Annotated in this window: 9 protein-coding genes; 1 reads left to right on the top strand and 8 read right to left on the bottom strand. The window is 61.8% G+C overall.

What is annotated here, in order from left to right; genetic code table 11:
* Positions 1-42 precede the first annotated feature (42 nt).
* The 5 genes from SGN16_RS13915 to SGN16_RS13895 form a co-directional block, all read right to left on the bottom strand.
* Positions 43-1,362 carry a TolC family protein gene (locus SGN16_RS13915; RefSeq protein WP_335944731.1) on the bottom strand — a complete coding sequence of 440 codons (1,320 nt, stop codon included), beginning with the start codon at positions 1,360-1,362 and terminating at the stop codon, positions 43-45.
* Position 1,363: 1 nt separating this feature from the next.
* Positions 1,364-2,683, bottom strand: a complete 1,320-nt coding sequence (locus SGN16_RS13910; RefSeq protein WP_335944730.1) for an HlyD family type I secretion periplasmic adaptor subunit — start codon at positions 2,681-2,683, stop codon at positions 1,364-1,366.
* A gap of 19 nt (positions 2,684-2,702) precedes the next feature.
* Positions 2,703-4,418, bottom strand: coding sequence for a type I secretion system permease/ATPase (locus tag SGN16_RS13905; RefSeq protein ID WP_335944729.1), 1,716 nt, complete (start codon positions 4,416-4,418; stop codon positions 2,703-2,705).
* 173 nt (positions 4,419-4,591) lie between these two features.
* The gene (locus tag SGN16_RS13900; RefSeq protein WP_335944728.1) at positions 4,592-6,856 is read right to left on the bottom strand and encodes a TonB-dependent receptor; all 2,265 of its coding nucleotides are present in this window, start codon (positions 6,854-6,856) and stop codon (positions 4,592-4,594) included.
* A 123-nt stretch (positions 6,857-6,979) separates the two neighbouring features.
* On the bottom strand, positions 6,980-8,080 hold the full coding sequence (locus SGN16_RS13895; RefSeq protein ID WP_335944727.1) for a MarR family transcriptional regulator: 1,101 nt from the start codon (positions 8,078-8,080) through the stop codon (positions 6,980-6,982).
* A gap of 162 nt (positions 8,081-8,242) precedes the next feature.
* On the opposite strand from SGN16_RS13895, the gene SGN16_RS13890 reads away from it, so the two are divergent.
* Positions 8,243-9,454: a multidrug effflux MFS transporter gene (locus tag SGN16_RS13890; protein WP_335944726.1), complete on the top strand. Its 1,212-nt coding sequence runs from the start codon at positions 8,243-8,245 to the stop codon at positions 9,452-9,454.
* A gap of 300 nt (positions 9,455-9,754) precedes the next feature.
* Here the strand turns inward: SGN16_RS13890 and fabF are convergent, their stop codons facing one another.
* Genes fabF through SGN16_RS13875 form a run of 3 tightly spaced genes read right to left on the bottom strand, consistent with a single transcriptional unit; the run spans position 9,755 to position 15,283 of the window.
* Entirely contained in the window at positions 9,755-11,041 is a 1,287-nt protein-coding gene (gene fabF, locus SGN16_RS13885) for a beta-ketoacyl-ACP synthase II (RefSeq protein WP_335944725.1), read from the bottom strand.
* Between the two features lie 55 nt (positions 11,042-11,096).
* The gene (locus SGN16_RS13880; RefSeq protein WP_335944724.1) at positions 11,097-14,177 is read right to left on the bottom strand and encodes an efflux RND transporter permease subunit; all 3,081 of its coding nucleotides are present in this window, start codon (positions 14,175-14,177) and stop codon (positions 11,097-11,099) included.
* Complete coding sequence (locus tag SGN16_RS13875) at positions 14,174-15,283, bottom strand: efflux RND transporter periplasmic adaptor subunit (protein ID WP_335944723.1); 1,110 nt, start codon at positions 15,281-15,283, stop codon at positions 14,174-14,176. Before SGN16_RS13875 ends, SGN16_RS13880 begins: the two co-directional genes overlap by 4 nt.
* Positions 15,284-15,376: the final 93 nt, after the last annotated feature.

Genomic DNA, 15,376 nt, shown 5'->3' with positions numbered 1-15,376 from the left:
AACTGCAGTTTTGATATCACTTGGCCACTGCTTTTTTAACCGCTAATCCGATGACAATGGCGCAACCAACCATTCGTTGGCCTGGCGAATTTCCCCATCGCCCAATCTCCCACTCCAGCGTTGCAGCACAAGCAAGCTGGTCACGAACCTGTATTGGGACTGATAGAAATCACGCCGTGCGCGAAACTCTTCCTTGATGCTATCCAAGACATCGACGGCGTTCTTGACGCCGTAGGTAAAGGCTTTCTCCGTGGCGGTCCGTGACTTTTCAGCCGATTCCAACGCGCGACGCGTCGCCTTGATTCGGCTGAGTTCGGCCGTCATGCCGAGGTAAGCCGTGCGGGTTTCCTTGATGACCTGACGCCGCAAGGCTTCCAACTCTTGCTCGGCGATTTCCTTGTCGCTTTCCGACGTCGACACTCGGGCGCGGGTTGAGCCACCACTGTAGAGCGGCACCTGCAAATCAAGGGACGCGACGAGGTTGTCCGAGCGAGGCGTCAACGCCCCCTCATAGCCGATATCGCTACGCTGCGCCATCAAGTTCAGACCGACCCGGGGCAGATGGCCGGCCTTGGCTTCGCCAATCGCTGCATCGGCGGCGCGGATACTGTGCTCGCGGGCGTGCAGTGCCGGGTTGCTGTCCAGTGCCGTCTGCACCCAGTAATCCTGCGCCTGCGCGGGCAGGCTGAAGGCCGGATTGTCACCGATGCGCTTGAGCGGTTCCCGGACATCGCGCCCCACCAGTTCGGAAATCGCTTCACGGCTGACCAGGACCTTGTTACTGGCTTCGATCTCGTCAGCCTTGAGCGCGTCCACTCGCGCCTCAAGGTCAAGCGTGTCGGTCACCATCGCCATCTGGCGCGCATACAGGGCATTGACTCGCTTGAGGTTACGTTCGGTCGCATCCAGCTCGCTGCGCACCAGAGACAATTCATCCTCCGCCGCGAGAACGGCAAAGTAGCGCTCGGACAGGTCAATGCTGGCCTGTACCCGGGTATCATCGGACTCGTATTCGCCCTGGCGGGCCAGCTCTACGTATTTCTGGTAGCTGCGCCAGACCTGCGGGTCGTAGATCACCTGATTGAGCATCAGCGCCATGCGTTTGCCGTTGTACTGGATACGCTCCAGGTTGTCGTCACGCCGGCTGCGATTGACGCTGCCGCTGGCGTTGAGCTGCGGCAGCAATTGCCCAAAGGCCGCCCGTTCGTTGCCCTCGCCACTACGGATCAGCGCCTGCGCCCGCAGGATACGCGGATCAGCGCCCTGCGCTTCCTGATGCAGTTGCCACAGGTCGATATAAGTGTTGTCAGCCAGGGCGCCAAGCGGCATGACGGCCAGGAACAGCGCGATCAAGGACTTCATGTCAGTCCTCGATCAGCGAACGGGCGAATGCATTGCTGGCAGGTTGCATCAAGTACTGCAACAACGTCCGCGCGCCGGTGTTGATCAGTACTTCGACCGGCATTCCCGGCACCAGCGTGAGATCGCCCAGGGCTTGTCGTCCGTTTTCCGTCAGGGCCACCCGGGCCAGGTAATAGGCTGCACCGGTGTCCTTGTTGATCAGGCGATCAGCCGAGATTTGCACCAGTTTTCCCTCGATGACCGGCGTGGTGCTGTTCTTGAACGCACTGAAGCGAATGTGTGCCAGCTTGCCCAGCGCGATGCGGTCGATGTCCATCGGCGAAACCTGTGCTTCGACGATCAACTCTTCGTTGGCCGGGACGATGTCCAACAGCGCAGTGCCTGGACTGACCACGCCGCCGGGGGTGTGCTGGGTCATGCCCATGACCATCCCTGACTCGGGCGCCAGGATATCGGTGCGTTGGTCGCGGTCCTGCAAGCTGGCCAGGCGCTCGCGCAATTCATAAACCTTGCTCCGCGCATCCCCCAGCAGGCCAGCAACCTCGGTGGCAAAGGTCTTTTTCAGTTGCAGTATTTTCAACTGCGCTTCGTCGATATGGACCCGAGCTCGCGCAATCTCGGACTGGCTCTCGGCTATTTCGGCCTGCAGACGCGAGAGACTGCGCTCCTGCTCGCGCAGGCGCTGCTTGTCCACATAGCCCTCGGCCAACAATGCACGCAAGTCGACAATTTCTTCTTGATAGGACGCCGCCAATGTCTGTTTGCTGGCGATGATGGCCTTGAGGCCACGAATCTGTTCCTCGATCTGCCCGATGGACTTCTCCTGCAAGCCGATTTCGCCCAGCAACGAGGTCCGCCGGGTCTGGAAAATCCGCGCTTCACTGTCGCGGGCCTCGCGCACGCGCGGGTCGGTGGGGTCCAGTGTTGGCTCGGGCGGTGGCTCGGCCAACGAGTCACGTTCAGCAACCAACCGGGCCTGCAGTTCGAGCGCGGCGATCAACTGGCTACGCATGGCTTCCATTTCCGAACGTGCCTGGGTGTTGTCGAGCACCAGCAACACATCGCCGGCTTTCACCCGGTCGCCATCATGTACACGCAGTTCGCGCACGATGCCGCCTTCAAGATGCTGCACGGTCTTGCGGTAGCTTTTGACCGTGACCACGCCCGGCGCGAGTGCGGCGCTGTCGAGCGGCGCCAGGGTAGCCCAGCCGCCGAACAGGCCAAAGGTCACCAGCAGCATGAGGTAACCGATACGCCGTACCGGCACGTCATCGATGGGCAGCCCGGTTGGCGCGGCGGATGAGTACTGACTGTTTTGCATAAAATTGCTCATCGGCCTCTTACGATTGAATCGCGCTAGCGACATGGACCGCAGGCCCGGCGCCCTGCAGTCGCGCCAGGACCTTGTCGCGCGGGCCGAACAGGCTGAGCTCGCCATGATTGAGCACCAGCAATTTATCCACCTGTGCCAACACCCCGGACCGGTGCGTAATGACAAATACCGTGGCACCGCTTTGCCTGAGCTTTTGCAGGGCCTCTGCCAGCATTTTTTCTCCAGCCTCATCCAGGTTGGAGTTCGGCTCATCGAGCACCACCAGGCGCGGCTCACCGTACAAGGCGCGAGCCAGTGCGATGCGTTGACGCTGGCCGCCGGACAACCCACCGCCATTGGCTCCGATCACGGTGTCATAGCCCTCGGGCAGTTGCAGTACCAGCTCATGGACGCCGGCCATGCGTGCGGCGGCGACCACCGCTGGCGCATCCGCCGGACCGAAGCGCGAGATGTTCTGGCCGATGGTGCCCTCGAACAGCTCAATGTCCTGCGGCAGATAACCGAGGTACGGGCCCAGTTCGTCCCGCCGCCATTGGCTGATGTTCGCGCCGTCCAGGCGTACGGTGCCGGCCTGGCTCGGCCAGATCCCCAGCAATGCCCTGGCCAGGGTCGACTTTCCTGCACCGCTGGGCCCAATGATGCCTACCACCTCCCCGGCGGGTACCTGAAACTCCACGCCGCGAATAATCGGTTTGCCGCCGTGCGGGGATGCCACCGTAAGCCCCTCGACCCGGATCGCCCCTTTCGGCGCCGGCAACGACATGCGCTCAGGCTCGGCGGCAATCTTGACTAACAGTTCGTGCAGCCGGGCATATTGCGAGCGTGCGCCAAGAAAGCCTTTCCACACGCCGATCAACTGATCGATAGGCGCCAGCGCGCGGCCCAACAAAATGGAGCCGGCAATCATCATCCCCGAGGAAATCTCATGATTGATCGTCAAGTAAGCGCCCAGGCCCAGCACCAGCGACTGAACGATCTGACGGAACGTCCTGGACACCGCAGAAATGGTCGTGGCGCGGTCGCTGGCCAGGCTTTGCAGGGTCAGGACCTTATGGGTTTGCCCGCTCCAGCGCTGACGCAGACTTGCAAGCATGCCCATGGACTCGACCACTTCGGCATTGCGCAAGCTTTTATTGGTGAAAGCAGTGGCCGCCATCTGCCCAAGGTTGGCCGCTTGCAGCGGGCCACGGGTGAGCTTTTCGTTGACGAAGGCCAACACCGCCAACAGCACCGCGCTCAATACCCCCATCCAGCCGTACCAAGGATGAAAAATGAACATGACGGCCAGGTAGATCGGAATCCAGGGCGTGTCGAAAAACGCAAACAGGCCGTTACCCGTCAGGAACTGGCGCAATGCATTCAAATCGCTCAATGGCTGGGCCGTGGCGCTCATGCCGCAGGTATTGAGGGCCTGCCTGAAACTGGCATCGAACAGACGCTGGCCGAGTAGCGTGTCCAGGCGAGTGCTGATTCGCACCATGATCCGCGAGCGAACCCATTCCAGCCCTCCCATCGTCACCATCAATAGCAACATGATCAGCGTCAGCATCAACAGCGTCGACAGGCTCGCACTACCTACGGCGCGGTCATACACCTGCAGCATGTAGAACGATGGCACCAGCATCAGCAAGTTGACGAAGAAACTGAAAAAACCAACGGAAAGAAAACTGCCTTTGCAGGCGGCAAGGGCACTTTCCAGCTCGGTCCTGGGGTGGGCTGACATGGTTTATTACCTGAGGTCCGCTTATGTACAAACCTGCAAAAAACGTAGTGGATAAAGGCGAACGAACGCCCTGGGAGTTTTCAGCGGGACACCTCTGGCGCCCTGCGTAATAGGACCTACGCGCGTTGTATCGGCATCGTTGGGCGGTTCTGAAGGGGTGCAACTGCGGTTTACTACCAACGCGTACGCAAGGTCATGCCGACGCTACGTGGATCGCCGGTCAGCACCCCGTAGTCACCCGCGCCCAGCTTGGCGTACACCGCGGTGATGTAGTGCTCGTCGAACAGGTTGCGTGCCCACAACTCGGCTTCCCAGCGTCTGTTGCTGCGGCGCAACCCAAGACGCAGGTTGGTCAGCCCATAGGACGGTTGGTAGCTGCCCGGGCCGCCTTCGAGTGCGCCGTAGTAACCGCTGCGAAATGAGTAGTCGAGGCCGCTGAACAGCTCCAAGCCATGCTCCAGTGGGTGGCGATAGTCGACCCCGGCATTGGCATTCCACTCTGGCGCGTTGAACAGCCGCTGGCCTTTCAAGTCGCAGGACCACTGCGCGCTGGCCGGTGAACAGGGGGCATTGGGAAACTCACGGTAGCGTGCGTCGCTCCAGGCGATGCCCAGCCGCAGGTCGATCCGCTCGCTGGCCCGCAGCAGGGCATCCAGCTCGATGCCTCGCAGGCGCACCTTGCCCACATTGATCAGGTTGTCGCGGATCGGCGGGGCGAACGGGCTGGCTGGCGCACGGTTGGTCAGCGCCTGGTAATCGTCGACATCCGTCTGGTACACGGCCACATCGAGCTGCCCCCGGTCGTTCCAGAAACCCTGCTTGACCCCAACCTCGAGCGAGCTCACCCGCTCTGCATCAAACGTCGATTCGGCGTTGGGGTCGATCACCTCAAGGTTGATCCCGCCAGCCTTGTAGCCACGCGACCAACTGGCATAACCGAGCAGGTCATCGCGAAACTGGTAGCTGAAGGTCAACTGCCCGGAGAGGTTGCCCTCTTCGATCGCATCACGCCGGTAATACTCGCCGCCGAGTGCGGTGCTACGCAGCAAGGGCCCCGCCACCTGCGACACCAGGTCCGGTCCGAGCGGCGCCAATCCCGAGACGCTGCGCGAAATCCAGCCCTGCTTGCTCTCGCGGGTGTAACGCAGCCCCGGTGTAACGGCCAGGCGCTCGGTGACATGCCAGGTGAGCTGACCGAACACCGCGCGACTGTCGCTGCGCTGCTCGCCATCAAAAGCCTGCTGCGCGCCCTCCAGCAACGAGGCAGGAATCATCCCAGGGGTAATACCGAGCGCATCGATTTCCGGTCGATCCCCCAGAAAGTAAGCCGCAGCGTCCTTGCCGAAGCGCACATCCACCTCACGGTTCAACTTCTGCCGCAAATAATAGAGCCCAACCACATAGTCAAGGTGCTCGTTGGGCGAGTCGGCCAGCCGCAACTCCTGGCTGAATTGATGGTGATTGAGCTGCACGGCGGCGTTTTCGGCGATGGACAGCGCCATGCCATCGCCATCCTGATCGGCGTCATAGGTCCAATCCCGGTAGCCACTGATGCTGGTCAGCGTGGCCCCGCTGTCCAACAGCCAGTTCAGCTCCAGTGAAGCACCGGTCTGCAATGTCTTGATGCTGTTCGGTTCATCTTGCTGCACGCGGCGTGCATAGGGGTCGACGGGTAACAGACGATAGCCGACGAAAGCGGCGCGCTTGATGGTCGACTCGCTGTAGTTGCTGGCCGCATAAGCACCGGCCTGTTCGTCTTGCCAGCCGTACTCGCCGATCAGGCGCGCGCTGAACACTTCGCTCGGCGTCCACAGCAACTGGCCGCGCAAACCTTGGCGATTCTGATCGCCGAAGTGACTGCCGTCGTAGCGGTTATCGATGAGCCCGTCGCGCTCCACGTCGTAGCCGGTCAGGCGCCCGGCCAATACGCCGTCGATCAGCGCACCTGAAACCGTACCGCGATACTGACGCAAACCCTCTTCGCCGACTGACACCTCGCCACTGCCCTGCGGTTCGAAGGTCGGCGCGCGGCTGCTGACGTTGATCGCCCCTGCCGTGGTGTTCTTGCCATACAAAGTGCCCTGCGGCCCGCGCAACACCTCGACGCGCTCGATATCGACCAGATCGCCCAGCGACATGCCCTGGCGACCCAGATACACCCCATCGAGAAACACCCCGACGCTGCCGTCGATACCATCGTTATAGGCGCTCGAGCCAAGCCCGCGAATGCCGTAGCTGGCGTAACGTGCGCTGGGCACCGTCACCAGCAGGCTCGGTACGCGCTGCTGCAGATCCTCGACTCGGTAGAGGCCAGCATCGTTCAACTGCTCGCCATTGAGTACGCTCATGCTGATTGGAACTGCCTGCTGGGACTCCTCGCGGCGCCGCGCAGTGACCGTCACCTCGTCGAGCACCAGGGCTGAATCGAGACGGGGCACCGCCTGTTCAGCGACCGGATATTCTGCAGCTCGCACCCCACTCAGATAGAAAAGACACGCAACATAGAGCGGGCAGCCTTTGCGCACTACTCGATCCTCGTCAATGGGGAGAGACGACCCCGTTCATCCGCCAGCGGGACGTACGAAAGCGTTAAGCGTGTCACGGAGTGCCTCCTGCCCATCGTCATCAAGCTGGCAAGCGGCCTTGATCTTATCGGTCACAACCCAGAGTTCTTTACTCAACGCTAGCGCGGCGTCGGTCGGCGCAATCAGCACGCGGCGCTCGTCGTCTTTGTCTCGGGTTCGAGTCACCATGCCCGATGCCTCGAGACGCTTGAGCAACGGCGTGATCGTCCCGGTATCCATAGCGAGCCTGGCGCCCAGGTCGCCTACGGTCCTGGGCGCATCAGCGAACAATTCCAACAGCACGAGGTATTGGGGGTACGTCAGCCCCAGTGGTTCCAATAAGGGTTTGTGCAGGCGAATCATCCGATTGGCCGCGCCGTACAAAGCAAAGGACAACTGCCCTCCCACTTCACGAGGGGCTGTGGATTTATGAGCAGGCACGGGGTTCCATAGCTCAACATTATCTAGCACGCTAGTTAAATCCGAGTTTGACTGGCTAGCCTGCGACGCCTCTGCCACCCGCCCAGACGGCTTATCGACGCCAAGTAGCTCATCACGCGTCGCGCGTAAAATTCGATCCGATAACTGCGGTTCATCCACCGCGCGGGCGAGCACCATCGCGCCGACAATCGCCGACAGGAAGGCAATCGCTTGGTCTTCCCTGGAGCGATCACGTCGCCAGGGAAGCCTGGAGGCGAGCAAGTCGATCATCCCGACCACCCGGCTCGTGAAGGACCGGCGCATCCCCGGTTCACGGGAAACATCGATGGCCAGCGCAGGCATCGCGCACCCGGCTTCAGGGTGATCGCGGTGACTCTGGCTGAGGTATCTGTCCAGGAAAGCCTCCTTGGGCACATCGCTGCCGGAGACAGTTTCCCGCAGCTGGAGAGCCAACTGGTCCATTGCGCGTTCGAGGCTGGCACAGACCAGCGCGTCCTTGGAGTCGAAGTGCGCATAGAACGCACCGTGGGTCAGGCCTGACGCCTTCATGACCTCGGAAATGCTCGCCCCGGCGATACCCCTGCCACGAAATAGCCGGGACGCCTCCTCCAGGATCTTCTCGCGCCGCTCTGCAGTCTGGTTTGGGGGATACCTCATGAAAAACCTCCAATCTCGAACTTGACGGATTGCATGATGACCATCATGCTCGAATCTACAATATTACGGTCATCATAAACACTGAAAGGAAGATCAAGCCGACTTTGCCTCTACCGGTCCGATCTACCCCAACCGCGCCGACAAACCCAAAGGTGTCAATCCATGACGACAACTGTTGCGACTGCCCCGACTCAAACCGTCCAACCGCTGACCGGGAAGGTTGTGGCCCTGCTTGCAGGCCTGGCAGCCATCAGCATGTTGTCCACGAATATCATCCTCCCGGCGTTCCCGGCCATCGGTGAAGACCTCGGGGTGAGCGCAAGGGAGCTCGGCCTGACACTGTCCAGCTTCTTCATCACCTTCGCACTGGGGCAGTTGGTGGTCGGGCCGTTGGCCGACCGCTACGGTCGCAAGAAACTGGTGCTGGGTGGGCTCTGCATTTTTATCGCCGGTACCGTCATCGCAGGCTTGGCCTCCACTCTCGCGATACTGATCGCAGGGCGCATCATCCAGGCCCTGGGGGTGTGTGCCGCTTCGGTGTTGTCACGCGCCATCGCGCGGGATCTGTTTGAAGGCGAGACGCTGGCTCGCGCCTTGTCCTTGACCATGATCGCCACCGCCGCTGCGCCAGGTTTTTCGCCGCTGGTTGGCAGCCTGCTGTCCGCCACGCTCGGATGGCGCGCCATCTTTGTCCTGGTAGGGCTGGCCGCCGCCGCACTGGCCTTCTTCTATGCCCAGAGCCTGGGAGAAACCCACCCCGTCGACCGCAGGGCTGCGCATTCAGCCAAGAGCGTCGTACTCGCCTACCGGAAATTGGCACTGGATAGGCGCTTCATCCTTCCGGCCGTTTCGGTAAGCCTGTTGATGAGTGGGTTGTTTGCATCGTTCGCCGCAGCCCCGGCCATCCTGATGAAGGGAATTGGCCTGACGTCATTGCAGACCGGCGTGTACTTCGCCTCTACGGTGTTCGTCGTGTTCGCCGCCGGCATGGCGGCTCCGCGCCTGGCGCACCGACACGGCTCCCGGATCATTACGCTGGCGGGCATTGCCTGCGCCATGGGAGGCGGCAGCCTGCTTCTCGTGGGCCCGGTCGATCCGAGCCTTGGCTGGTACGCCTTGTCGATGGTCACGTTTCTCTGGGGCATGGGGCTCGCCAATCCGCTCGGCACGGCCATCACCATGCAGCCTTTCGGCAAAGAGGCCGGGATGGCCTCCGCGTTGCTGGGTTTTGTCTCCATGGGCGCCGCTGCGCTGACCACCTGGCTGGCCTCGGTGCTGACTTTCGCACCAGTCACGACACTGGGTGGCATCCAGACGACGGCCTGCCTGATTGCAGGGGGCCTGTTTGTTCTGCGAGGCAGTCTCGCGAAGTAAACCCGGTAAGGCGCTATTGAATGTGCTGCCGTCATCGCGAGCAGGCTCGCTCCCACACGGGCTCTCTAGTGTTCACAGATCCAGTGTTCGCCACAGCTCCCTTGTGGGAGCGAGCTTGCTCGCGATAGCGGTATGTCAGCTTGCATTGATATTGAGTGTGCCGCCGTCATCGCGAGCAAGCTCGCTCCCACATGGGCTTTCTAGTGTTCACAGATCCAGTGTTCGCCACAGCTCCCACATGGGTTCTGGGCGTTCTCGGGGCGGAGACTCTCCACTCTCATCCCGGATATTTATTCAGAATCAAACCTCCCAGCGCCGAAACAGTACGCTGGCATTGACTCCGCCAAACCCGAATCCATTCGAAAGCGCGTGGGTGATCGGCATCTTCCGGGCATTGAGGGCAACCAGATCGAGCCCCTCGGCGGCCTCGTCGGGGTGAAGCAGGTTCAGGGTTGGTGGCACCACCTGATCACGAAGCGCCAACACCGTGAAGATCGCCTCGATACCCCCCGCCGCCCCCAGCAGATGCCCAGTGGCGGATTTGGTGGAGGTGATCGCCACCCCGGAATCGGCTCCGAACACCGAGCGAATCGCGGCCAGTTCCCCGCTGTCGCCGACCTGGGTGGAGGTGGCGTGGGCGTTGATATGTTGCACATCGTCAGGGCTGACGGCGGCCTGGCGCAGTGCCTGCTCCATCGCCCGTCGTGCGCCGCTGCCATCTGCCAGGCCTGCCGTCAGGTGGTAGGCATCGGCACTGGTGCCATAGCCGACCAGTTCTGCCAGGGGCTTGGCGCCCCGCGCCAGGGCATGTTCCAGCGATTCGATCACCAGCAGACCGGCACCTTCGGACATGACGAAACCATCGCGATCACGGTCAAAGGGCCGCGACGCTTGCTGCGGATGCTCGGCAAACCCGGTGGAGAGTGCGCGGGCGGCCGCAAAACAGCCCAGGGTCACCCGGTCTATCGCCGCTTCGGTGCCGCCGCACAAGGCGATATCCGCCTCGCCACTGCGGATGAGCCTGGCGGCATCGCCGATGGCCTGCACCCCGGCAGCACAAGCCGTCACGGGCGCACCCAGAGGCCCCTTGAAACCGTGCTTGATGGAAACCTGTCCAGCCGCCATGTTGGCGAGAAAGGCCGGCGCGGTGAACGGTGACAAGCGCCGCGGGCCGCGCGCATCGGTGGTGCGCACGGCGTCGGCAATCGTGCCAAAGCCGCCCACGCCCGATGAAATGATCGTCGCGGTGCGTTCCTGGTCCCAGGCTTCGGTCGGCTGCCAGCCTGCCTGGGCCAAGGCTTCATCGGCGGCCACCAAGGCGAACTCGATGAAGCGGTCCATTTTCTTGCGATCCTTGGGCGAGATAATGCGCTCCGGGTCGTAACCCGCCACGGCATCCACGTCCAGGGACGGCACCCGGCCGCCTACTTCGACCCCTGTCCCCTCAGTGATATCGTCGGGCAGGTGACGAATGCCAGAGCGCCCGGCGAGCAACCTCTGCCAGACCTCTTCTACGCCACAGCCCAACGGCCCGACAATGCCGACGCCGGTGACGACGATTCGCTTTTGACCTTCAGGAGTAATCATAAAAACCTCTTCGTTTCTCAGTCGACGACCACTACAAGCAAGCAGCGCTCGCTCGTTACGCCAGTCTTACGGTTTCAGTCAGGACGCTATGGCCAGGGCGGATCTTGAACCAGATGGAATACATCGCCGGCAGGAACACCAGCGTCATGATGGTGCCGACGAACGTGCCGCCGATCAGTGTGTAGGCCAGCGTTCCCCAGAAAACCGAGTGCGTCAGCGGAATGAACGCCAGGATGGCTGCCAGTGCCGTCAGCAACACTGGGCGGGCCCGTTGTACGGTGGCCTCGATTACCGCATTGAACGGGTCCAGGCCTTCTTGCGCGTTGTGATGGATCTGCCCGATCAGGATCAGCGTGTTGCGCATCAGGATGCCCGAGAGTGCGATCAGGCCGACCAAGGCGTTGATCCCGAATGGCTGCTGGAAGATCAACAGGGTCGGTACCACGCCAATCAACCCCAGCGGTGCGGTGAAGAACACCATGATCATGGCCGAGATCGAGCGTACCTGAACAATGATGATCAGCAGCGTCAGGGCAACCATGATCGGGACCAGCGGCACGATCGCCCTGCCCGCCTTGCCCGATTCCTCGATGGCTCCCGCCTGCTCGATCCGGTAGCCGTCAGGAAGGCTGTCGATCAGCGGCTGCAGTTGTTTGATGATCACGCTGGAGACATCCGGTGGCTGCAAGCCTTCGGCGATGTCGCCGCGCACGGTGATGGTCGGCGTGCGATCGCGCCGCCGCAGGATCGGATCCTCCATGCGCACATCGACCTCGCCGATCTGGGACAGCGGGATACGCTGCCCCGCTGCGCCCACCAACGTAAAGCCTTCTATCCTGGCCGGATCGAGGCGGATATCACCGGCCGCGCGACCGACTACCTGCACCGAGCGAATGTCCTCGCGAACCGCGGTGATCGGTACCCCCGAGAGCAGGAACTGCAGCTGCTGGGCGACCGCATTCGAGGTCAGGCCCACCGCCTGCAAGCGGTCTTGATCCAGAGTGAAGTGCAACGTTGGCGTCAGCGGGCCCCAGTCGGTATTGACGGTGCGCATCAACGGGCTCGCGTGCATGACGTCTCGTACCTGATCGGCAATCTCGCGCAATTTCCACGGATCAGGCCCCATCACCCGATAGGCAACCGGGAATGGCGAATAAGGACCGAACACCAACTGAGTCACCCGCACCCGCGCCTCGGGAGCGAGCCCCTCGGCGACCGCTTCGCGCAGGCGGAACTTGAGCGTTTCACGGGCCTCCTGGCTGCCCGTCAGCACCACAATCTTGGCGAACGATGGATCAGGAAGCTCCGGCGCCATCGCCAGGTAGAAACGTGGCGCGCCTTGGCCGATGTAGGCGGTGACGATTTTTGCCTCATCCTGCTTTTGCAGCCAGGCCTCGACTTTGGCGGTGGTGGCGCTGGTTTGCTCGATTGAGGTGCCATACGGCATTTGCACTTCGATCAGCACCTCTGGGCGGTCCGAGGTGGGGAAAAACTGCTTCTTTACCAGACTCATGCCAAGAATTGCCACGACGAACGTCGCAATCACCGTGCCGGCCACCCACCATTTATGGGCAATGACTCGCGTGAGAACCTGGCGAAAGCGATTGTAATGACGGGTGTTGTAGATGGCCGCGTGACCGCCCTCGACCTGCTTGATGTCCGGCAACAGCTTCACCCCCAGGTAAGGAGTAAAGGCCACCGCGACGACCCAGGATGCGATCAGGGCGATGCCGACGATCCAGAACATGTTGCTGGTGTATTCGCCGGCGGTCGATTGCGCGAAACCGTTGGGCATGAAGCCGATAGCCGTTACCAACGTACCGGACAACATCGGCGCGGCGGTATGACTCCAGGCATACGCGGAGGCTTTGATCCGGTCGTAGCCCTCCTCCATTTTCACCACCATCATCTCGATGGCGATGATGGCGTCGTCCACCAACAGCCCGAGCGCCAGGATAAGCGACCCAAGGGTGATACGGTCGAAGTTCTTGCCGGTGGCCGCCATCACCACAAACACTACGGCCAAGGTCAACGGCACCGCTGCCGCGACCACCACACCGACCCGCCAGCCCATGCTGAGGAAGCAGACAAGCATCACCACCAGCAATGCGACAAAGAACTTGACCATGAACTCACCGACGGCCGAGTCGATATTCACCGATTGATCGGTGACCTTGGTCAGCGTCATGCCCAGTGGCATGCCTTCATTGATCTTGGTGGTCTCCGCGTCCAGCGCCTTACCCAGGTCCAGACCGTTCCAGCCCTCGCGCATGATAATCCCCAGCAACAGCGCCTCTTCACCGTTATTACGCACCAGGAAAGTAGCGGGATCTTCATAGCCTCGCTCGACCGTCGCCACGTCCGACAGCTTCAGCGTCCGCCCCTGGATCGCAAGCGGTGTATCGCGAACTTTCGCCAATTTATCGAAGGCGCCGTCTACCCGCAGGACGACCTGCGGCCCACTGGTTTCGATCGAACCGGCGGGCGTGAGCAGGTTCTGGTTGTTCAGCGCGGTAAAGATGTCCTGGGGCGAGACGCCCAAGGTGGCCAGTCGATCATGGGAAAACGATACAAAAATGCGCTCGGCCTGCTCACCGATAATATTGACCTTCTTCACCCCCGCCACGTGCAACAGGCGCTGGCGCAACGACTCAGCATCGCGCACCAGCAGGCGCTGCGGCTCGCCTTTGGCCTTCAGGGCGAACAGCGCGAATGTCACATCGGCAAACTCATCGTTGACCATCGGCCCAATGACGCCCGCCGGCAACTTGAGTGCTTCGTCCTGGAGCTTTTTGCGCGCCTGATAGAACTCCTCCTGCACTTGAGAGGGGGGCGTGCGATCGACCAGCGATACCATGGTGAAGGCCAGGCCGGGACGGGTGTAGGTTTCCGTGCGGTCGTACCATTTCAGTTCTTGCAGGCGCTTTTCAAGCGGCTCGGCGACCTGGTCCTGCATCTCCTGCGCCGTCGCGCCCGGCCATGCAGTGATGACGGTCAACTGTTTGACTGTAAACGGCGGGTCCTCCGCGCGTCCCAGTTGGAAGAACGCCAGCGTGCCCGCGACGGCGATCAGGAAGATCAGAAACACCGTGATAGAACGCTCGCGAACGGCGAGCGCCGATAAATTGAGGCTCATGGACGGCCTCCGGCAACCTTCACATCACCTTGTTGGATCAACCGCACTTCCTCGCCATCGCGCAGCAGATGCGCGCCCAGCCCGACGATGCGCTCGCCAACCTTGAGAGCACCTGCGACTCGGGCCGCGTCGTCGCTCAAGCCCAGGACCTGAACAGGTCGCCAGCTGACTTTCGCCGGCTCGCCGGTGATGACCCACACCCCAGCACCCTTGCTCGGGTCAAAGATGGCAGCAATCGGAACTTGCAGGACTGGCCCTTGCACGGCGCCGTCGGCGATCCGAAGGGTGACGGTCGAGCCCAGGGGCGCATTGGCCAACGCGCCCTCAAGCACATATCGCGCCTCGAAGGTGCGCGTCACACGGTCAGCCGAATCCGAAAGCAGCCTCAGCTTCGCGGTAACCGCACCCGAGGTGCTGCCATAAAGCGTCGCTTGCGCCGTGGCCCCTACGGCTGGGCGCAGCGTCTCTGGCAACTGCACGATGGCTTCGCGCTGCCCGGCCCGCGCCAGTCGAACCACGGTTTGACCGGGGCTGACGACTTGCCCGGGCTCGGCGAGCGTCTCCATCACCACACCGTCGGCGTCCGCGAGCAGTACGGCATAGCTCGAGGCATTGCGAGCCACGTCAGCCTGGGCTTGCGCGGCGCTCAGTTGCGCCTTCGCGGTATCGGCTGCGGCTTTGATCTGGTCGTAGCCCGAGGCGGAAATGGCACCGGCGGCAACCAGATCGCGATAGCGAGCCTCATCATCCGCAGTCTGTTTGGCTCGGGTTTTGGCGGCAGCGACAGTTTCTTGCTGCGCTCGTGCTTGCAACCCTAAGTCGGTGGGGTCCAGACGCATGAGCGGCTGCCCCCGCTTGACGCTCTGGCCGGTATCGACCAGACGTTCAAGCACCTTGCCCGACACTCGGAAACCCAGGTCACTCTGGACGCGAGCGGCCACGACGCCAGTGAAAGAGCGCGATAGATCGGACGAACCCTGAACTTCAGAAACTCTCACCAGGGGGGCGAGCGTGCGCGGATCTTTAGCGGTGGTGGCGTCACCACACGCCGTCAGGACGAGAGGCAACAAGCAAGCGGCGAAGGTGACAGGTCGGAGCCGGAGCATAGGTTCCCTTTACTTGAGCAAATAGGACAGGAGCCACATTCTCAGTCTCGTGACCAATACTGTCAATGGTCACATATCGTTCGATTCCTAGCC

This window comes from Pseudomonas sp. G166, assembly GCF_037027455.2.
Taxonomy (GTDB): Bacteria; Pseudomonadota; Gammaproteobacteria; order Pseudomonadales; family Pseudomonadaceae; genus Aquipseudomonas.
Note: the sequence above shows the minus strand (reverse complement) of the source record. Positions and strands in the feature narration are given on the sequence as shown.

Coding starts and splice junctions, on each gene's coding strand:
- SGN16_RS13915 (WP_335944731.1), bottom strand. CDS start 1,362: ATGAAGTCCTTGATCGCGCTGTTCCTGGCCGTCATGCCGCTTGGCGCC.
- SGN16_RS13910 (WP_335944730.1), bottom strand. CDS start 2,683: ATGCAAAACAGTCAGTACTCATCCGCCGCGCCAACCGGGCTGCCCATC.
- SGN16_RS13905 (WP_335944729.1), bottom strand. CDS start 4,418: ATGTCAGCCCACCCCAGGACCGAGCTGGAAAGTGCCCTTGCCGCCTGC.
- SGN16_RS13895 (WP_335944727.1), bottom strand. CDS start 8,080: ATGAGGTATCCCCCAAACCAGACTGCAGAGCGGCGCGAGAAGATCCTG.
- SGN16_RS13890 (WP_335944726.1), top strand. CDS start 8,243: ATGACGACAACTGTTGCGACTGCCCCGACTCAAACCGTCCAACCGCTG.
- fabF (WP_335944725.1), bottom strand. CDS start 11,041: ATGATTACTCCTGAAGGTCAAAAGCGAATCGTCGTCACCGGCGTCGGC.
- SGN16_RS13880 (WP_335944724.1), bottom strand. CDS start 14,177: ATGAGCCTCAATTTATCGGCGCTCGCCGTTCGCGAGCGTTCTATCACG.
- SGN16_RS13875 (WP_335944723.1), bottom strand. CDS start 15,283: ATGCTCCGGCTCCGACCTGTCACCTTCGCCGCTTGCTTGTTGCCTCTC.